Source organism: Corynebacterium suedekumii, assembly GCF_030252185.1.
Classification (GTDB): domain Bacteria; phylum Actinomycetota; class Actinomycetes; order Mycobacteriales; family Mycobacteriaceae; genus Corynebacterium; species Corynebacterium suedekumii.
In genome coordinates, this window is the sequence record NZ_CP126970.1 from 1,127,860 (window position 1) to 1,145,472 (window position 17,613).

20 protein-coding genes, 1 tRNA gene and 1 pseudogene are annotated in these 17,613 nt (G+C 69.3%); 14 read left to right on the plus strand and 8 right to left on the minus strand.

From position 1 onward, the window contains the following. Positions 1–50: 50 nt before the first annotated feature. Positions 51–916, plus strand: a pseudogene (locus QP029_RS05605) (glycosyltransferase). On the opposite strand, the gene menE reads toward QP029_RS05605, so the two are convergent. Beyond that, positions 913–2,040, minus strand: coding sequence for an o-succinylbenzoate--CoA ligase (menE, locus tag QP029_RS05610; RefSeq protein WP_284875829.1), 1,128 nt, complete (start codon positions 2,038–2,040; stop codon positions 913–915). The pseudogene QP029_RS05605 and the gene menE sit on opposite strands and share 4 nt — an antisense overlap. 24 nt (positions 2,041–2,064) lie before the next feature. Here menE and QP029_RS05615 point away from each other — a divergent pair, with 24 nt between their 5' ends. Further along, entirely contained in the window at positions 2,065–2,793 is a 729-nt protein-coding gene (locus tag QP029_RS05615; protein WP_284875830.1) for a DUF6226 family protein, read from the plus strand. 76 nt (positions 2,794–2,869) lie between these two features. Next, complete coding sequence (locus tag QP029_RS05620) at positions 2,870–3,442, plus strand: YceI family protein (RefSeq protein ID WP_284875831.1); 573 nt, start codon at positions 2,870–2,872, stop codon at positions 3,440–3,442. On the opposite strand, the gene QP029_RS05625 is transcribed toward QP029_RS05620, so the two are convergent. From QP029_RS05625 to QP029_RS05640, 4 genes are read right to left on the minus strand one after another with little or no spacing between them, the layout of a single operon-like run. Continuing rightward, a complete protein-coding gene (locus QP029_RS05625; protein ID WP_284875832.1) occupies positions 3,400–3,558 on the minus strand; it encodes a hypothetical protein in 159 nt (52 codons plus the stop codon). The two genes, QP029_RS05620 and QP029_RS05625, sit on opposite strands and share 43 nt — an antisense overlap. A 58-nt stretch (positions 3,559–3,616) precedes the next feature. Then, the gene (locus tag QP029_RS05630) at positions 3,617–3,742 is read right to left on the minus strand and encodes a hypothetical protein (protein ID WP_284875833.1); all 126 of its coding nucleotides are present in this window, start codon (positions 3,740–3,742) and stop codon (positions 3,617–3,619) included. Position 3,743: 1 nt separating this feature from the next. Continuing rightward, positions 3,744–4,679 carry a 1,4-dihydroxy-2-naphthoyl-CoA synthase gene (locus QP029_RS05635; RefSeq protein ID WP_284875834.1) on the minus strand — a complete coding sequence of 312 codons (936 nt, stop codon included), beginning with the start codon at positions 4,677–4,679 and terminating at the stop codon, positions 3,744–3,746. A gap of 29 nt (positions 4,680–4,708) precedes the next feature. After that, entirely contained in the window at positions 4,709–4,999 is a 291-nt protein-coding gene (locus tag QP029_RS05640; protein ID WP_284875835.1) for a 4a-hydroxytetrahydrobiopterin dehydratase, read from the minus strand. A 35-nt stretch (positions 5,000–5,034) separates the two neighbouring features. On the opposite strand from QP029_RS05640, the gene QP029_RS05645 reads away from it, so the two are divergent. From QP029_RS05645 to QP029_RS05655, 3 genes are read left to right on the plus strand one after another with little or no spacing between them, the layout of a single operon-like run. Further along, complete coding sequence (locus tag QP029_RS05645) at positions 5,035–5,634, plus strand: Type 1 glutamine amidotransferase-like domain-containing protein (RefSeq protein ID WP_284875836.1); 600 nt, start codon at positions 5,035–5,037, stop codon at positions 5,632–5,634. A gap of 5 nt (positions 5,635–5,639) precedes the next feature. Continuing rightward, the gene (locus tag QP029_RS05650) at positions 5,640–6,638 is read left to right on the plus strand and encodes an o-succinylbenzoate synthase (RefSeq protein WP_284875837.1); all 999 of its coding nucleotides are present in this window, start codon (positions 5,640–5,642) and stop codon (positions 6,636–6,638) included. A gap of 10 nt (positions 6,639–6,648) precedes the next feature. Beyond that, positions 6,649–7,170 (plus strand): hypothetical protein, encoded by a 522-nt coding sequence (locus QP029_RS05655; protein WP_284875838.1) that lies wholly within the window; start codon positions 6,649–6,651, stop codon positions 7,168–7,170. On the opposite strand, the gene QP029_RS05660 is transcribed toward QP029_RS05655, so the two are convergent. Further along, positions 7,171–7,812, minus strand: a complete 642-nt coding sequence (locus QP029_RS05660) for a hypothetical protein (RefSeq protein ID WP_284875839.1) — start codon at positions 7,810–7,812, stop codon at positions 7,171–7,173. It lies immediately after the preceding gene. Positions 7,813–8,348: 536 nt separating this feature from the next. On the opposite strand from QP029_RS05660, the gene menD reads away from it, so the two are divergent. From menD to QP029_RS05680, 4 genes are read left to right on the plus strand one after another with little or no spacing between them, the layout of a single operon-like run. Beyond that, positions 8,349–9,995: a 2-succinyl-5-enolpyruvyl-6-hydroxy-3-cyclohexene-1-carboxylic-acid synthase gene (gene menD / locus QP029_RS05665; RefSeq protein ID WP_284875840.1), complete on the plus strand. Its 1,647-nt coding sequence runs from the start codon at positions 8,349–8,351 to the stop codon at positions 9,993–9,995. Between the two features lie 5 nt (positions 9,996–10,000). Next, a complete protein-coding gene (locus QP029_RS05670; RefSeq protein ID WP_284875841.1) occupies positions 10,001–10,435 on the plus strand; it encodes a DUF3592 domain-containing protein in 435 nt (144 codons plus the stop codon). 47 nt (positions 10,436–10,482) lie between these two features. After that, on the plus strand, positions 10,483–11,682 hold the full coding sequence (locus QP029_RS05675; RefSeq protein WP_284876166.1) for a glycosyltransferase family 4 protein: 1,200 nt from the start codon (positions 10,483–10,485) through the stop codon (positions 11,680–11,682). 22 nt (positions 11,683–11,704) lie between these two features. Then, positions 11,705–12,391 carry a demethylmenaquinone methyltransferase gene (locus QP029_RS05680; protein ID WP_284875842.1) on the plus strand — a complete coding sequence of 229 codons (687 nt, stop codon included), beginning with the start codon at positions 11,705–11,707 and terminating at the stop codon, positions 12,389–12,391. Here QP029_RS05680 and QP029_RS05685 read toward each other — a convergent pair. Continuing rightward, positions 12,381–13,631, minus strand: coding sequence for a geranylgeranyl reductase family protein (locus QP029_RS05685; protein ID WP_432418706.1), 1,251 nt, complete (start codon positions 13,629–13,631; stop codon positions 12,381–12,383). The two genes, QP029_RS05680 and QP029_RS05685, sit on opposite strands and share 11 nt — an antisense overlap. A gap of 145 nt (positions 13,632–13,776) precedes the next feature. On the opposite strand from QP029_RS05685, the gene QP029_RS05690 reads away from it, so the two are divergent. Beyond that, entirely contained in the window at positions 13,777–14,751 is a 975-nt protein-coding gene (locus QP029_RS05690; RefSeq protein ID WP_284875844.1) for a polyprenyl synthetase family protein, read from the plus strand. A 72-nt stretch (positions 14,752–14,823) separates the two neighbouring features. After that, positions 14,824–14,905: transfer RNA gene (locus tag QP029_RS05695), tRNA-Tyr, on the plus strand. A gap of 67 nt (positions 14,906–14,972) precedes the next feature. Here QP029_RS05695 and QP029_RS05700 read toward each other — a convergent pair. Then, a complete protein-coding gene (locus QP029_RS05700) occupies positions 14,973–15,551 on the minus strand; it encodes a TetR/AcrR family transcriptional regulator (RefSeq protein WP_284875845.1) in 579 nt (192 codons plus the stop codon). Between the two features lie 111 nt (positions 15,552–15,662). Here QP029_RS05700 and QP029_RS05705 point away from each other — a divergent pair, with 111 nt between their 5' ends. Further along, the gene (locus QP029_RS05705) at positions 15,663–16,142 is read left to right on the plus strand and encodes a flavin reductase family protein (protein ID WP_284875846.1); all 480 of its coding nucleotides are present in this window, start codon (positions 15,663–15,665) and stop codon (positions 16,140–16,142) included. Between the two features lie 28 nt (positions 16,143–16,170). Next, complete coding sequence (locus tag QP029_RS05710) at positions 16,171–17,484, plus strand: NtaA/DmoA family FMN-dependent monooxygenase (protein ID WP_284875847.1); 1,314 nt, start codon at positions 16,171–16,173, stop codon at positions 17,482–17,484. Positions 17,485–17,613: the final 129 nt, after the last annotated feature.

Sequence of the window (17,613 nt, forward strand, 5' to 3'; positions counted from 1 at the left end):
CGGCCCGCCCGGTGCGCGTTCGGGGGAGTGGAGGGTTACAGTGGTCACCCATGTGGATCGGATACGTGCTGGGGCAGGTCGTGAGCTTCTTCTTCACCCTGCTCCGGATGATCCCGCTGGCCTGGAACAACCGGTTCGCCATGACGAAGATCCCCGGCGACGGTGACGTGGTCATCTCCCTGACCTCCCACGGCGACCGCCTGCGTCGTGTCCACTACACCATCGAGTCCCTCGCCCGTGGGTACGTCAAGGCGCCGATCATCCTGTGGCTCGACCCGGCGGACTATGAGGCGTCCTGGCCGAAACCCTGCGCCGTCTGGTGCGCCGGGGCCTGCAGGTCCGCCGCTCCGACGGGCTCTACGGCCCGCACACCAAGTACTGGAACCAGTTCCGCGCCGTCGAGGGGCAGGGAGTGCGGGTGGCCACCGTCGACGACGACATGATCTACCCCGAGTGGTTCCTCCAGCGTCTGCTGTTCATCGGCGACCTGCGCAGCGACGTGGTCATCGCCTACCGCGCCCACCGCATCGAGCTGCGCGACGGGCAGCTGCTGCCCTACGTCAAGTGGACGGCGGCGAACACCTCCCGCGCCTCCTACCTGCACTTCGCCACCGGCGTGTCCGGGGTGCTCTACCCGGAGACCTTCATCTCCCACGTCGTCGCGCAGGGGGAGGAGTTCATGGAGCTGACGCCGCGGGCCGACGATGTCTGGCTCCACGCCTGCGCCCTGCGCTCCGGCCACCCCATCCGGCAGGTCTACTCCAACCCCCGCAACTTCGCGGTCGTGCCCACCACCCAGGGTGGTGCGCTGGTCATCGGCAACACCCTCATGGGCGGCAACGACGAGCAGATCGCCCGCGTCTACACCGACGACGACATCGCCGCCCTCGTCGAGGCCTCCGCCCGCGAAGACTAGAAGAGCTTCTCGACGCCGCGCCGGTCCACCTTCCCCGGCCCCGTCACCGGCAGCGCGTCCACCCGCCGCAGTTCCTTCGGCAGCTGCCACCGCGGCAGGTCGTCGAGGCCCTCGATGACCTCACCCGGCGTCGCGGCGCCGGTGTAGGCGGCGACGATGGCCTGGCCCAGCCGCGGATGCGGGATGCCCACCACACAGACCTCGTCGACCCCGGCGATCCGCAGCATCGCCTGCTCCAGCACCTCCGGCTGGAGTTTCAGCCCACCGGAATCGATGACGGCGTCGAGGCGGCCGGTGACGGTGAGCACGCCGGCGTCGATACGCCCGGCGTCCGAGGTGGCGAACCAGCCGGGCTCCGCGAACGCCTCATGCCCCGCATGGTTGCGGTAGCCGTGCGCGATCATCGGCCCACCCAGGTGGATGCGGCCGCCGCTCACCCGCACCTGCGCGCCGGGCAGCGGACGGCCGTCGTAGACACAGCCGCCGGAGGTCTCCGAGGACCCGTACGTGGCCACCACCGTGATCTGCAGGTCCGCCGCGGCCTGAGCCAGCCGCGGGTTGATCGCCGCCCCACCGACCAGCACCGCGTCGAAGACCCGCAGCGCCTCAATGCCCTGCAACGTGTCCATCGCCTTCGCCAGCTGCATGGGGGTCAGCGAGGTGTAGACGCGGCCCGACGTCGTCGCGGCCTCCGACGCGGCCCGGGCGAACGCACCGATGTGGAACCCCGTGGACAGGTCCAGACAGATCGGATCGACGCCCGCCACCAGGGACCGCACCAGCACCTGGATGCCCGCGATGTGGTGCGCCGGCATCGGCAGCACCCACAGGCCCTCCCCACCGAGGAACTGGTGCGTCGCATCTGCGCTCGCGACGAGGTTGACCGCCGTCAGCTGCGCCCCCTTCGGCGTGCCGGTCGACCCGGAGGTGGCCACCACCAGCGCGATCGTGGGTTCGATGGCGCGGCCCGCATGCTGGGAGTCCTTGAGCAGCGCCGTCCGCGCCGGATCCTGCACCGGCACCGGCAGCAGGGTGCGCCGGCCGGCGATCGCCTCCTCCAGGGCGGGCAGGGCGGCGGCGGGGTCGGCGGCGTCGATGAGCAGGGGTTCCAGAACGCGGGTCACGGGCGTCGATACTAGCCTGGGCCCATGACCACCTGGTGGAACGACCACAACAACCGCGGGCACGATCCGCTGACGGTGGAGGCCGTGGCACTGCTCGAGGACGTCGAGGCCGCATTCCGGGCGCAGGACCCGCCGTCCTGGCCGTTCCCGGAGGATGGTGCGCGCGACGAGGACTACAGCGTGTGCGCCGACCCGCGGAAGTTCCGGATGATCATCCACCGGTGCCTGGCCTGGGCGCAGATCCTCGAGGAGCGCGGCTGGGCCACCGTGGTGCGGGAGCGGACGGGGGAGGAGGACTGGCGGATCACCCTCACACCGCGCCGACCGGGTGCGCTGCCGGTGCACCTGCAGGGGGCGGCCTGGATCTTCGACAACGGCCGGGCACCGATGGTTGAGGTCGCGGTCGCGGACCCGCCGCACCCGATCGCGGACATCCCCTCGTGCGCCTGCGACGCGTGCGACAGCGGTTCCGACGTCCTCATCGAGGACCTGGACAAGGAGATCTTCTCCGTCGTCGACGGTTCCTTCCTCATCCGTACGGACGGGGAGCACACCGCGACCGCGAGCTCGTTCGGCGGGGGCGGGTGGACCAGCGTCGACGGCACCCGGACCATCGACACGCAGGGCGCACCCTGGGCGGAGAACTGGTCGCCGCGCACCCCGATCTCGCTCGACCCGGCCGATCTGCCGCCGTGGCCGCCGCCGGGGTTCGATGACCTGCCGGAGGACTGGCCCGCCGACCCGACCCGGTGACCACCGCCGCCGGGATATGTATAGTTATCGAAACGTAAACGTCCGGACCATCGACCTCTCATTTCCAAGGAACGCCATGACCCAGATCGTCCTCCAGGGTGACTACGACATCGACCCTGACCACACCGCGGTATACATCGAGGCCCGGCACGCCATGGTGACCAAGATCCGGGGCGTGTTCGACGACTGGGAGGGCACCTTCTCCGTCGGGGAGAACCTCCACGACCTCAAGCTGACCGCCACAGTCCGCGCATCCTCGATCAACACCGGCGTGCCGCCCCGCGACGTCCACCTGCGCAGCGCCGACTTCCTCGACGTCCGCGAATACCCCGAGATCACCTTCGAGTCCACCAACGCCTGGCTCGACGATGAACTGCACGGCAAGGTCGAGGGCACCCTCACACTCAAGGGGATCGCCCGGCACGAGGTGTTCACCCTCACCCTCGGCGGGGCGGACATCGACCCCTTCGGCAAGTACCGCGTCGGCTTCGAGGCCCGCACCGAGATCAACCGCCGCGACTACGGCGTCATGTTCCAGACCGTGCTCGAATCCGGCGGGGTGCTCGTCTCCGACAACGTCACCATCGTCATCGACGGCTCCATCGTCTACCGCGACCCGGAGCCGGAGTCGGGGGCCGGGGAGTTCTGACCGGGCCGGATGATCCGGTCGGCCCGTTCCCACGGGCGGTGATGCCCGAGGAAGGGGATCTCCTCGGCCATCCACTCGTCGATGAAGTCGGCGGCGTCCGCCCCGGTGCCCTCCACGATGAGGGTGCCTGCGAGGTAGGGGACGAGGATGTCGTCGACAAGCAGCTGCGCCCAGTCAGAAGGAGCGGTGCCGGGCGAGGTCGTCGGCGCGGACGACCGTGACGCCGGGCCCGGTCATGGACGCGGCGAGGGTCGTCTCGCCGGAGCCGCCGTGGCCGTCGACGGCGATGATGCGGCGCACGTCAGTAGTAGAAGGGGAAACGGTCCCAGTCGGGGGCGCGCTTTGCCAGGAACGCCTCCTTGCCCTCCACGGCTTCGTCGGTCATGTACGCCAGGCGCGTCGCCTCGCCGGCGAAGACCTGCTGGCCCATGAGGCCGTCGTCGGTGAGATTGAAGGCGAACTTGAGCATGCGCTGCGCGGTCGGGGACTTGCCGTTGATCTCGCGGGCGACCTGGATGGCCTCCTCCTCGAGCTGGCCGTGGTCGGCGACGATGTTGACCGCACCCATCCGCTGCATCGTCTCGGCGTCGTAGCTGCGGCCGAGGAAGAAGATCTCGCGGGCGAACTTCTGGCCCACCTGCTTGGCCAGGTAGGCGGAACCGTACCCGGCGTCGAAGGAACCCACGTCGGCGTCGGTCTGCTTGAAGCGGGCCTCCTGGCGGGATGCGATGGTGAGGTCGCAGATGACGTGGAGGGAGTGCCCGCCGCCGGCGGCCCACCCGTTGACCACGGCGATGACCACCTTCGGCATCGTGCGGATCAGGCGCTGGACCTCGAGGATGTGCAGGCGCCCACCCTCGACCTTGGTGCGGGCCTCGTCGACGGTGTCGGCGGTCTCGCCGGAGGCGTAGCGGTAGCCGGAGCGGCCGCGGATGCGCTGGTCACCGCCGGAGCAGAACGCCCAGCCGCCGTCCTTCTCACTCGGCCCGTTGCCGGTGATGAGCACGACGCCGACGTCCGGGGTACGCCGCGCGTGGTCGAGGGTCCGGTAGAGCTCGTCGACGGTGTGCGGGCGGAATGCGTTGCGCACCTCCGGCCGGTCGAAGGCGATGCGGACGATGCCGTCCTTGCGTTCGGTGCCCACGTGGCGGTGGTAGGTGATGTCGGTGAGGTCCTCGAAACCCGCCACGGTGGCCCACTGGGAGGCGTCGTAGGGGTTGTCAGTGCTGTAGGTCATGTCTCCCAGCCTACGAGCCGGCCGGGATGTCAGCCGGTAATGATCCCGTTGATGGTCTCCGCCGTCCGGATGCCCCGGGTGGTCACTCCGCCGACGTCGTGGCTGTAGAGGGTGATGGCCACCGAACCGTAGGTGAGGAACAGGTCGGGGTGGTGGTCCTGGGTCTCGGCGGCCTCCCCGATCTTGTTGAGCAGGCCGAGGCCGGTGGTGAAGTCGCCGGTCTCGACCTGCCGGTGGATGGTGTTGCCCTCCCGCTTCCAGTCGTGCGGGAGCTGCGTGTCGATCTCGGTGGGGGACAGGATGCTCTTCGGATCGCTCATGGACACCATTGTGCGGGCAAAACTACCCTGGTGCCATGAGACTGCTCCTGACCTCGTTCCTTCACCCCCGCCTGTCCGAGTTCGTCAGCGGGACGGTCGCCTACATCCCCGACGCCGCACGCTCCTTCGGCTCCGTCGACCAGGCGCCGTGGATCAACACCGAACGCGACGGACTCCGCGCCGCCGGACTGGACCTCGTGGAGCTGCCCCTGGCCACCACGCCGCCAGCGGAGGTCGACCGGGTGCTGGGGCTCGTCGACGCCGTCTACGTCGCGGGTGGCGAGACCTTCGACCTCCTGTGGGTCCTCCGCTCCACCGGCACCGACGACATCCTCCTGCGCCACGTCCGCGCCGGCCTGCCCTACATCGGCTGCTCCGCCGGCTCCGTCATCGCCGGGCCGAGCATTGAACCGGTGAGTCTGCTGGACTCGCCCTCGGTCGCGCCCGAGCTCACCGACCACACCGGCCTCGGGCTCACCGACCTCGTGGTCATCCCACACGCACAGGGCGACCCGCCGTTTCCCATCGACATCATCGCCGACACCGTCCGCGCCTACGGGCAACGTTGGCCGCTGGCCCTGCTCCGCGACGGCCGGGCCCTGCTCATCGACGACGACGAGGTCCGCCTACTCTAGGTCCCATGCACGTCGACGACATCCTGGACCGCGCCCACGTTGTAGCCCTGCCGATGGCGGTGCGCTTCCGCGGGGTGGACATCCGCGAGGCACTGCTTATCGACGGCCCCGCGGGCTGGGGTGAGTTCTCCCCCTTCCTCGAGTACGGGGCACGGGAATCCTCCGCCTGGCTGCGCGCCGGGCTCGAGGCCGCCTACGAGGGCTTCCCCGCACCGCTGCGCGACACAGTCGAGGTCAACGCCACCGTCCCCGCCGTGACCGCCGACGCCGTGCCGGAGGTGCTGGCCCGGTTCGCCGGGTGCCGCGTGATCAAGGTCAAGGTCGCCGAGAAGGGTCAGACGCTCGACGACGACATCGCCCGCGTCAATGCGGTCCGCGACCACGTCCCCGGTGCCGTCATCCGCGTCGACGCCAATCGGGGCTGGACCGTGACCGAGGCCGTGGCCGCGGCGCACGAGCTCGGACCGCTGGACTACCTCGAACAGCCCTGCGCCACCGTCGAGGAACTCGCCGAGGTCCGCCGCGCCCTCATGCGTTCCGGCATCTTCGCCCGCGTCGCCGCCGACGAATCCATCCGCCGCAGCGACGACCCCTACCGCGTCGCCGAGCTGCAGGCCGCCGACGTCGCCGTGGTCAAGGTCGCCCCCCTCGGCGGGGTCCGCCGCGTCCTGCAGCTGGCCACCGACCTCCGGGCCCGCCACATGGACATCACCGTCGCCTCCGCCCTCGACACCGCCGTCGGCATGAACGCCGGACTCGCCGCCGTCGCAGCGCTGCCGGTGCTCTCCGACGACGATGACATGGACGTCCCGCCCGCCGCCGCCGGCCTCGCCACCGGGTCGCTGTTCCTCGAGGACGTCGCCGAACCCCGCGAACTCGTCGACGGGCACCTGCCCGTCGCACCCGTCACCCCCGACCCGGACCGGCTCGAGACACTCGCCGCCCCCGCCGATCGTCGCGACCGGTGGTTCGACCGCCTCCGCGACGCCCACCGGTATCTGTAACCTCATCCCCATGAACCCGCGCAACCCCGGCAACCCCGACGACGAGACCCGGTACATCGGCCCCACCAGCGGCGGCTCCGGCAGTTCTGGCGACCAGGGCCGACCCCGCCAGTACTTCCCGGGCGAGCACGACCCGAACTTCCGCTACGACCCCGCCTATGACTCCGCCCACGAACAGCCGTACGAGGAGCCCTACGCACCGTCCTCTGCGGCCCCGGCGCCGGCGAAGAAGTCCGGCGGGGCACTGCCGATGCTCCTGGGCATCCTCTTCGGCCTCACCCTGCTGGCCGCCATCGCCTTCTTCTTCCTCTGGCGCGGCGCCGCCGCCGAAGCCGACCGTGAGCCCCCGGCCCCGGTCACCGTCACCAGCACCGTCGAACGCACCGTCACCACCACCGAGGAGGCCCCGGCCCTGCCCACCCAGATCCCCACGGAGATCCCGTCCGACATCGTCCCCTCCGACCTGCCGGAGATCGACATCGAGGGCTGGCTCAACGAACTCACCGGCGGCGCCCCGGAACCGGCACCCTGATCAGCCCCACTCCCCGTGAAAGGTCCACACGCCCGAGTTGACGCCCCCGGGTACCGCCTCCGGGTGACGACGTGACCGGCGATGCTCCACCAGGCTAAGAATCTCCGCCAGCGCGTGGGCCCGGGTGTCCGGATACGCCAGGCACGAATCCGTGTACTGCAGATGCCCCCACCCGAACATCTCCGCGTGGTTCGACTTCCACCGGTCGATGATGAACGTCCGGTGGTTCATGTCCCTCATGTCCTCCTCGTGCGGCCCGTGGTACCGGTAACTGTCCAGATCGAACAGTGTCGTCCCGTCCGGGATCCCGCCGTCCCACGTGTACGGCCCGAACCGGAAGTTGGGGATCACGTCCAGGCCCTTCCGGCGCAGATCCAGGATGAACAACCGCTCCATCCGACTCGACGCCCCGATCACCGCCCTCGACAGGACAGAATCCAGGGCGGCGCGCTGCTCCGGTCGCATCGCCCGGAGATCCGCGGCGAACCGGTCCGCGCCTTTCAGCCCGTCGTAGTGGCGCTCCAGGAACTTCACCGCGGTGAAGTCATCCCGGCCGAGTGTGGCGATCGTCGCCGCCGGCGTGGTCACCGGCAGCCCGTCGACGATCCGGTGGCGACGCTGACGGGAGCGGGTCAGAGTCATCGCAGGCGTGGAGATTGACCGGTGATCCCCGGGTACCAGTCCTGTGGCTGGAGCGCTGACTGATCCGAGGCCGTAGACGGCCGCAGCTGTGTGTCCGTTGAAAATGGTCGCCGGGTACTGGTGAACTATCGCCTTCAGTGCATCACGGCCTTCGGGTCTGGCTGAGGTGTACAGGCCGCGACTGAGGCGGTACAACTGACCGGTCGCCACCCGCCTGGCGATGTCATGCTTGGTTGCCCCGTCGCGCAGGAGTTCTTTCGTGGTCCAGTGGCTCATGCCATGTTGGACTCCGCCGAGGGGGAGAAGGTTCCCCGTCTCGCCCTATTGTCCACGATGTGGGTGTTTCCTGGGCCTGTGGACGGGCAAAGCGTGTGCAATCGGCCGGACCGGGTGGGACGTCGGAACCCCGGTGCCCTATTGTCCACGCTTTGACCAATTAAGTGCGATGCCAGCGGGTGAACCGTGTGCACTTGGGCGGGGATCGCAGGGCTCCGGAATGGGCGGCTCCGCGAACCGCCGCAGTAGACTCGGGAGCCATGTCGAACAACGAGCCGTCGCGAAACGAGTCCTCGATGGACCTGGCCGTCCGGGTGGCCGAGCAGCTGTCCCGTCACCTCAGTGATGTGGTGCTGTGCCCGGGGTCGCGGAACTCGCCGTTGAGCCTGGCGCTGCTGGCGCGCAGTGACATCCGGGTGCATGTGCGGCTGGATGAGCGCAGTGCGGCGTTCCTGGCGCTGGGGATGGCCCGGGTGCAGGGCAGGCATGTGGGGGTGGTGATGACGTCGGGGACGGCGGTGGCGAACACGGTGCCGGCGATGGTGGAGGCCCATTATTCGCACACGCGACTGGCGGTGATCAGTGCGGATCGGCCCCGACGGTTGCAGGGGACGGGGGCGAGCCAGACGATCGACCAGGTCGGCCTGTTCGGGGTGTACGCGGAGACCACCCAGGTGGAGTCCGGTGGGGACATCCCGGCCATCGCCGAGGCGTTCACCACGACCAACCAGGTCCACATCAACGTGGCGCTGGAGAACCCGTTGGTCGGTGAGGAGCTGCCGGCACCCCAGGGCAGCCGGACGCTGCGGCGTTCCCCGGTGTCCACCTCCACGAATCACGGCGAGGTCGCCGTGGACCTGGACAGGAACACCCTGGTCATCGCGGGGGATGAGGCCTGGCCGGTGGAGGGCCTGGAGGATGTTCCCACGATCGCGGAGCCGTCGGCACCGGCGCCGGACAGGCCGGTGCATCCGTTGGCGGCGGCGATCTTCCGTAAGCAGCAGGTCAGCGCGAACAACTACGTGGTGGACACGAAGCCGGAGCAGGTCATCGTGGTGGGCCATCCGACGCTGCACCGGGATGTGCTGGGGCTGATCACTGATCCGGACATCGAGCTGGTCACGCTGTCGCGCACCGACGACTTCACCGATCCCCGGCCGGACGCCACCCGTGGCACCACGGTGAAGGTCACGGGTCGACCGTCGAAGCAGTGGCTGACCATCTGTGACGCGGCCTCCGAGCTGGCGGCGGACGCGGTGCGGACGACGCTGGAGGATCCCGAGTTCGGGTTCACCGGTCTGCACGCGGCGGCGGCGGTGGCGGACACGCTGGGCACCGGCGACACGGTTCTGCTGGGGGCGTCGAATCCGGTGCGTGACGCCAGCTGGGTGGGGCTGCCGTTCGACGGGGTGGACACGTACGCGCCGCGGGGTGCGGCGGGCATTGACGGGTCGGTGTCCCAGGCCGTCGGTGTCGCACTGGCCACGCAGGCGGCGCACCCGGATGAGCCGCGCGCCCCGCGGACGGTGGCGCTGCTCGGGGACGTGACCTTCCTCCATGACGTCGGTGGGCTGCTCATCGGGCCGAATGAGCCGCACCCGGAGAACCTCACCATCGTCGTGGCCAACGATGACGGCGGCGGCATCTTCGAGACCCTGGAGATCGGCGCCGAGCCGCTGCGGGCGAGTTTCGAGCGGGCCTTCGGTACGCCCCACGGGGCGTCGATAAGCGAGCTGTGCGCCGGCTACGGCGTCGCCCACCGCGAGGTGACGTCCCTGCGGGAGCTTCTCGACGCCCTCATGGACACCACCGAAGCCCCCCTCGGCCTCAGCGTCATCGAGGCACGCACCACCCGCACCACGCGACGCGCGCTGCACCGGGCACTGCAGGGGAAGATCGCGTTGTGAGGGACATGCTGCGCCGGCGCCTGCACCAGGTGGTCATGGCGCTGTTCATCGGCGGGATCTTCGGGTGCCTCGCCATGGTGGGCGGGGCGGTGATCAACGACCGGACGATCGAGTCCGACCGGGGGCGCTCACTGGCCACCGTCACCGACACCGGCTGGCTGCGCACCACCGTGGACTACCGCGACGAGGAGGGCATCTACCATTCCCCGCAGACCGGGCTGCTCTACCCGACCGGGCTGGGGGAGGGGCAGCAGGTGTGGGTCAACTACGCGCGGAGCGAGCCGGAATTGGTGAAGGTGGAGGGCCGCGAATGGACCCTGTCACTGCTGCCCGCGTTGAGCATGGCGGCTGTCGTGGCCGTCGTGGCGGGGCTATTGTGGTGGCTGGTGAGTCGCGTCACCCGGCGGACGGCGAGTTCACCGGAAGTTCGCCCAGAGTAAAGCTGAAGATCAGGGCCCGGTTGCCTGAGGAAGGGACGATGACCCGCATGCGTGTAGCGATCGTTGCCGAGTCTTTCCTGCCCAACGTCAACGGAGTCACCAACTCGGTGCTCCGCGTCCTCGAGCACCTGCACCGGGAAGGGCACGAGGCGGTCGTCGTGGCGCCGGGTGCCCGGGACTTCGAGGAGGAGATCGGCGACTACCTCGGTTTCGAGATCGTCCGCGTCCCCACCGTCCGCGTCCCGCTCATCGACTCGCTGCCCGTCGGGGTCCCCAACGCCACCGTCACCGAGGTGCTGCGCGAGTTCAACCCGGACATCATCCACCTGGCCAGCCCCTTCGTCCTCGGTGCGGCCGGCGCCTTCGCCGCCCGGCAGCTGCGGATCCCGGCGGTGGCCCTCTACCAGACGGACGTCGCCGGATTCGCCACGAAGTATCACCTGCGACCGTTGGCGACCGCCGCCTGGGACTGGACCCGCACGATCCACAACATGTGCCAGATGACGCTCGCACCCTCGTCCCTGACCATCGCCGAGCTGGAACAGCACGGCATCCAGGGGGTGCGCCACTGGGGCCGCGGCGTCGACGCCGTCCGCTTCCACCCCGACAAGCGCTCGCCGCAGCTGCGCCGTCAGTGGGATCCCACCGGACGCAAACGCATCGTCGGTTTCGTCGGTCGGCTGGCCCCGGAGAAGGGTGTGCACCGCCTCGTCTCCCTGCACGGGCGACGCGACATCCAGCTGGTCATCGTCGGCGACGGGCCGTCGCGTCCGGAGCTGGAGTCGATGCTGCCGGGCGCGGTGTTCACCGGGGCCCTCGGCGGCGATGAGCTGGCGGCGGCGTACGCGTCACTCGACCTGTTCGTCCACGCCGGCGAGTTCGAGACCTTCTGCCAGGCGATCCAGGAGGCCCAGGCGTCGGGCGTGCCCACCATCGGCCCCCGCGCCGGCGGGCCCGTCGACCTCATCCAGGGCCGCTACAACGGCATGCTCCTCGACGTGGACACCTTCACCGCGGACCTGCCGGCCGCCGCCGAGTGGCTGCTGCACCCGGAGCGGCACGACCAGCTGCGCCGCAACGCCCGGGTGTCCGTCCGGTCGAAGACCTGGGAGGCCCTGTGCACCCAGCTGATGGGCTACTACACCGAGGTCATCGAGAACACCCGCCGGGTCCCGCTCACCTTCTTCGGCCCCCGGCCTGAACTGCCGCTGTGGGCGGCGAGGGCGCTCGGTGCCCGGGTCGCCTGAGCGGAGTCACTAGACTCGCAGTGTGGCTAAGGCAGACCTGGACAAGAAACCCTTCGATGTCGCGTCGATGTTCGACGCGGTCGGTGAGAAGTACGACCTCACCAACACCATCCTCTCCTTCGGGCAGGACGCCCGGTGGCGTCGGCTGACCCGGAAGCGGCTCGACCTGCGCCCCGGTGAGAAGGTGCTCGACCTCGCCGCCGGCACGGCAGTGTCCACGGTGGAACTGGCCAAGTCCGGTGCCTGGTGCGTGGCCTGCGACTTCTCCCAGGGCATGCTCGCCGCCGGTCGGCACCGGGACGTGCCCAAGGTCGTCGGCGACGGCATGGACCTGCCGTTCGCGGACGGCACCTTCGATGCGGTGACCATCTCCTACGGGCTGCGCAACATCCACGATCACGAGGCCGCCCTCCGGGAGATGGCCCGGGTGACCCGGCCGGGTGGCCGGTTGACCATCGCCGAGTTCTCCACCCCGGTCGTGCCGGTGTTCTCCACGGTGTACAAGGAGTACCTCATGCGGCTGATCCCGCCGATCGCGCGGGCGGTGTCCTCGAACCCGGACGCCTACGTCTACCTGGCGGAGTCCATCCGGGCGTGGCCGGGGCAAGAGGAGCTGGCCCGGCAGATCAACGCCAACGGATGGTCGGAGGCCGGGTGGCAGAATCTCACGTTCGGCATCGTGGCGATGCACTCCGCGATCAAGCCGTAGCGGACCACAACGGGCTGTCCCGGCGGACCCGGGAGACGGCCCCGCCGGCGGCCCGCCAGGCCCGGGCGATGAGATCGCGGTCCTCGTCGACGATGAGGTTGCCCATCAGTCGCGCGGCCGCCGGCATGAGGCGCGCACCGACCGGGCCACGCAGACCCAGCGGGCCGACCAGCGGCAGGAACCGCGGGTAGGTGAGCAGCCGGGCGGCGGTGCGGGCCAGCAGGAACGCCTCACCGTAGGTGTCACGGAGCAGCTCCGGCCAGGCATGGGTCAGCGGGCCGGTGCCGAGCAGGTCGACGACCAGTTCGGCGGTCTCCAGGCCGTAGTCGATGCCCTCGCCGTTGAGCGGGTTGACGCAGGCGGCGGCGTCACCGATCAGCGCCCAGTTCTCGCCCGCCACATTCGACACGGCCCCGCCGAGGGGGAGCAGCGCGGAGGCGACGTCGGTCTCCGGGCCGAGCTCCCATTCCTCGCGACGCTGCGCGGCGTAGTGGGACAGCAGCTTCTTCGTGTTCACCTTCGCCGGGCGGGCGTCGGTGGACAGGGCGCCGGCGCCGAGGTTCACCCGGCCGTCGCCGAGCGGGAAGATCCAGCCGTAACCGGGCTGCACCGCACCGTCCTCGTCGCGCAGCTCCACGTGCGAGTGGATCCACGGCTCCCGGGAATGCGGGGTGGTGCAGTAGCTGCGCGCCGCGATGCCGTACACCTCACCGCGGTGCCACTGCCGGCCCAGGAGTCTGCCGAAGGTGGAGCGCACCCCGTCCGCGACGATGATCCAGCGCGCCTGCACCCGCGTATCGACGCCCCCGCGTCGCACCGTCACCGCGTCCACCCGGTCCGCGGTGCGCTCCACCGATACCGCGGTGGCGTCCTCCCACAGCGTGGCGCCGCGGGCGACGGCGGTGCGGACGAGGAGGGCGTCGAAAAGCGTGCGCGGCATGGCCGAACCCACCGTGCCGTAGTGTCCCTCCGGCCACGGGGCGGTGACGGAACCGCCGAAACCGTGCAGCTTGAGCCCGTGATTGACGTAGCCGCCGGCGATCTCGTCGGCCACCCCGAGACGACGCAGCTGGTGGTACGCGCGGGGAGTCAGGCCGTCACCGCAGGTCTTGTCCCGGGGGAACGAGGCCGAGTCGATGAGCAGGACCTCGTGCCCGGCCTCGGCGGCGTGAGCGGCGGCGGCGGAACCCGCAGGGCCCGCGCCGACAACCAGGACATCACAGTCAGTCACGGGCACCATTGTGGCACGCGGTGCGACCCCGGAGTGTGGTGGGGAGCCGGTTTGGACTACGGTTGAGTGCGATTATCCCCATTCGCCACACACCCCTGCAAGGACAGTCGACCATGACCCACGGCACGACCCCCACCCGCATCATGCCGGGCATGTGGACCTGGGTGACGCCGAGCTCAACGAGCGAATCTCCGCCGGCCTCACCGCCGTGGAGAACCTCCTCGAGGTGGAGCTGGCGAAGGGCGAGGACTTCCTCGTCGACAAGGTGATGCACCTGACCACCGCCGGCGGCAAACGCTTCCGGCCCATGATGGCACTGCTGGCCTCCCAGTACGGGCCGGACGCCGGATCCGCCAACGTGATCAAGGCGGCTGCCTCCCTGGAGATCGTCCACCTGGCCACCCTCTACCACGACGACGTCATGGACGAGGCTGACCTGCGACGCGGCGTCGACTCCGCCAACGCCCGCTGGGGCAACGCCGTGGCCATCCTCGCCGGCGACATCCTCTTCGCCCACGCCTCCCGGCTCATGAGCGAACTGGACACCGCGACCGTCGCCCACTTCGCCGAGACCTTCCAGGACCTGGTCACCGGCCAGATGCGGGAGACCATCGGTCCGCGGGGTGGTGACCCCATCGAGCACTACCTCAAGGTCATCAACGAGAAGACCGGCGTCCTCATCGCCGCCTCCGGCCGCCTCGGCGCCCTCCACGGCGGGGCCAGCGATGAGCACATCGATGCCCTGTACCGGCTGGGGTCGGCGATCGGCATGATCTTCCAGATCGTCGACGACATCATCGACATCTACTCCGACCACTCCGAATCCGGCAAGACCCCCGGCACCGACCTCCGCGAGGGTGTGTTCACCCTCCCGGTGCTCCACGCCCTCGCCGAGGAGGGTGAGGTCGGCGACGAACTCCGCGCACTGCTCACCGGGCCCCTCACCTCTGACGGGGACGTCGACCGTGCCCTCGAGCTCCTGGGGCGCTCCACCGGGCGGGAGAAGGCGCTCGCCGACGTCCAGCGCTACCTCGCCGAGGCCGAAACCCAGATCGCCCGCCTGCCGGAGGGGACGGCCACCGACGCCCTGCGACGCCTGGCCAACTACACCATGGAACGCGTCGGATAGTCCTCCTGACCTGCCGATTTGCCCCGGTAGTGGTGGGCCGTAGTAGAGTGTTCAACGCACCTTGTGATGCACGCCAGATTGCCCGAGCGGCCAAAGGGAGCGGACTGTAAATCCGTCGGCATTGCCTACAGAAGTTCGAATCTTCTATCTGGCACAAGGTGGAACCCATCAGCGGGAGAGATCCTGCTGGTGGGTTTCTGCGATTCCCGGGGGTGCGGATCCTACGGGGTTGTCGCCCGCCAGCCGGAACCGAGAATGTCGACGATGCTCGCTCCGGACTTGCTGTCGGCCAGGGGGGCGGAGGCGGCCCAGGCCGCGCCCAGATTCGCCAGGTACAGGTCCCGTCCGGAGAGGTCTGGCCGGGCGTCTCCATGCTGCTGCGCGTCTCGCAGGAGCTGGTCGGTCATGTCGACGACCGGCCGGCAGTGGGCGCCCAGCATCGTCGCGTCCTTCTCCCATGCTTCCCGCAGGGGGTCCGGTAGCCCGTCGTAGCTGGTCATCCACGTGCGGATGGCCTCCAGCCACCGCTCCAGTCTCGTGCCGGCGGTCAGCTTCGCGGCGACGAGGTCGTGGTGGATCTGCTGCAGGTCCCCGATGCGGTCGGCGACGAGGGCGGCGATGAGGGTCTCGCGGTTGGGGAAGTGGCGGTAGAGAGTTCCCGCTCCCACACCGGCCTGCTTGGCGATGGTGTCCAGGGGGACCTCCAGGCCGTGCTCGGCGAAACACTCCTCGGCGATCTCCAGAATGCGGGCGCGGTTACGGGTCGCATCCGACCGTCGGCCCTTGGTGCCTGATTCCATGGTGACTCCTCCTTATTGCCAAACGGAGAGCGTCTCCGTATCGTGGGAAGTATCCGGAGCGGCTCTCCGGTTAAGGCTAGCGGCCGACTCTCATCCGGGAAAGGACTCACCGTGGCCGACCTCTCACCACAGGCCCTGCGCCGCACCTTCGGGGCGTACCCCACAGGCATCGCCCTCATCGCCGCGACCATCGACGACCGCGCAGTGGGGATGCTGGCGAACTCCTTCACCTCCGTCTCGCTGAACCCGCCCCTGGTGTCGATCAACTTCGATCACGCGTCAACCACCTGGCCCGTCCTCTCCCGGGCCGACCGCCTGGGCATCTCGCTGCTCGGAGCCCGGGACCGTGACCGTGCCCTGCTGCTGCGCCGACCTACCGCGGAACGCTTCTCCGGGATCGAGATGCAGGCGATCGGCGACGGAGCCCTGGCACTACCGGATACCGCCGCAACCCTGAAGGTGAAACGCCACAGCGATCTTGTCGCCGGAGACCACGTGATCGTCGTATTCGAGGTCATCGACCACGCCCGCAACACCGAGGCTGCACCCCTGGTGTTCCACGACGGCCAGATGCACGCACTCACCGACTGACACCACCGACTGAAAGAGACTCCCTTCCATGAACGACAAGAAGATGCTGATCGGCATGCAGATCGGCAACGGCTACGGCGCGCAGGCCACCAGCTGGATGGCGGACAACGTCGACGTCCGCAACTACACCAACCTCGACGCGCACGTGCGGTACGCGCAGGCGGCCGAACGCGGCAAATTCCAGTTCCTGTTCCTACCGGACTTCCTGGCCCAGAGCCAGAAGACCGACCACGATGCTCCCCTGCTGACCATGGACCCGGCCATCACCATGGCCGTCATGGCCCGGGAAACGACGAAGATCGGGTTCGCCGCCACCGCATCCACGACCTTCAACGAGCCCTACAACCTCGCGCGCACCTTCAAGACCCTCGACGTGATCAGCGGCGGTCGGATCGGATGGAACGCCGTCACCACCTCCGACCCCGCCTCCGCCGCGAACTTCGGTGCACAGGTCGCCGACCGCGACACCCGCTACGAACGCGCCCACGAGGTGGTGCAGATCGTGCAGGCCCTCTGGGGCAGCTGGCAGGAGGACGCCTGGGTGGCCGACAAGGACCGGAAGATCTTCGCTGACCGGTCCAGGATCCGGCCCGTCAACCTCCAGGGCAGGCATGTCGCATCCCGGGGCCCACTGGAGATCCCGCCCTCCAGGCAGGGCCAGCCGGTGATCTTCCAGGCCGGTGGCAGCCCCCACAGCCTGGCCCTGACCGGACGCTTCGCCAACGCGGTCATCGGGGCGACCTTCACTATCGAGGACTCCCGACGCCAGCGCGCCAACGTGCGACGTGCCGCCGAACAGGCCGGACGAAACCCCGATGAGATCAAGTTCTTCGCGGGCATCATGCCGACCATCGCCCCCACGAAGCGGGAGGCCCTGGACCGGCGAGGGCAGTTCGTCGAGCCCGGAATCCGGCAACGCGTCCGCTACCTCGGCACGATGCTCGGCCTCGGATTGACCGCGGACGACCTCGACCGTCCCCTCGCGGAAGCCGAGCTCGCCGCCGCGCAGGCCAACCCGGCGGACCCGCGGTCCGGCACCGCACTCCAGATCGCGCGGGAGGGGTGGAGCGTGCGTGACATCCTCTACCACGGGATCATCGATTACCACCCCTCTCCGATCGGTCCGGCGGAGGTGACCGCCGACCACATGCAGGAGTGGTTCGAGGCAGGGGCCTGTGACGGCTTCTGGTTGTCCCCCGACGTGTACGAGGATGGCATCGACACCTTCGTCGACCAGGTTGTGCCCCTGTTGCAGCAGCGGGGACTCTTCCACACCGACTATGAGGGCGACACCCTGCGCGACCATCTCGGCGTCGACTACCAGTACGGCGCGAACCACTAGCGGCGGTGCTCGAAAGGGGGCGTGAACATACCCGCTACACGCCCCCAAAAAATGCGGTGTGAACTGGCGATTTGTGCAAATAAAGTGAGTCGGGTTAACCTTTGTGAGGCTTCAACGGAGCGGGCAAGA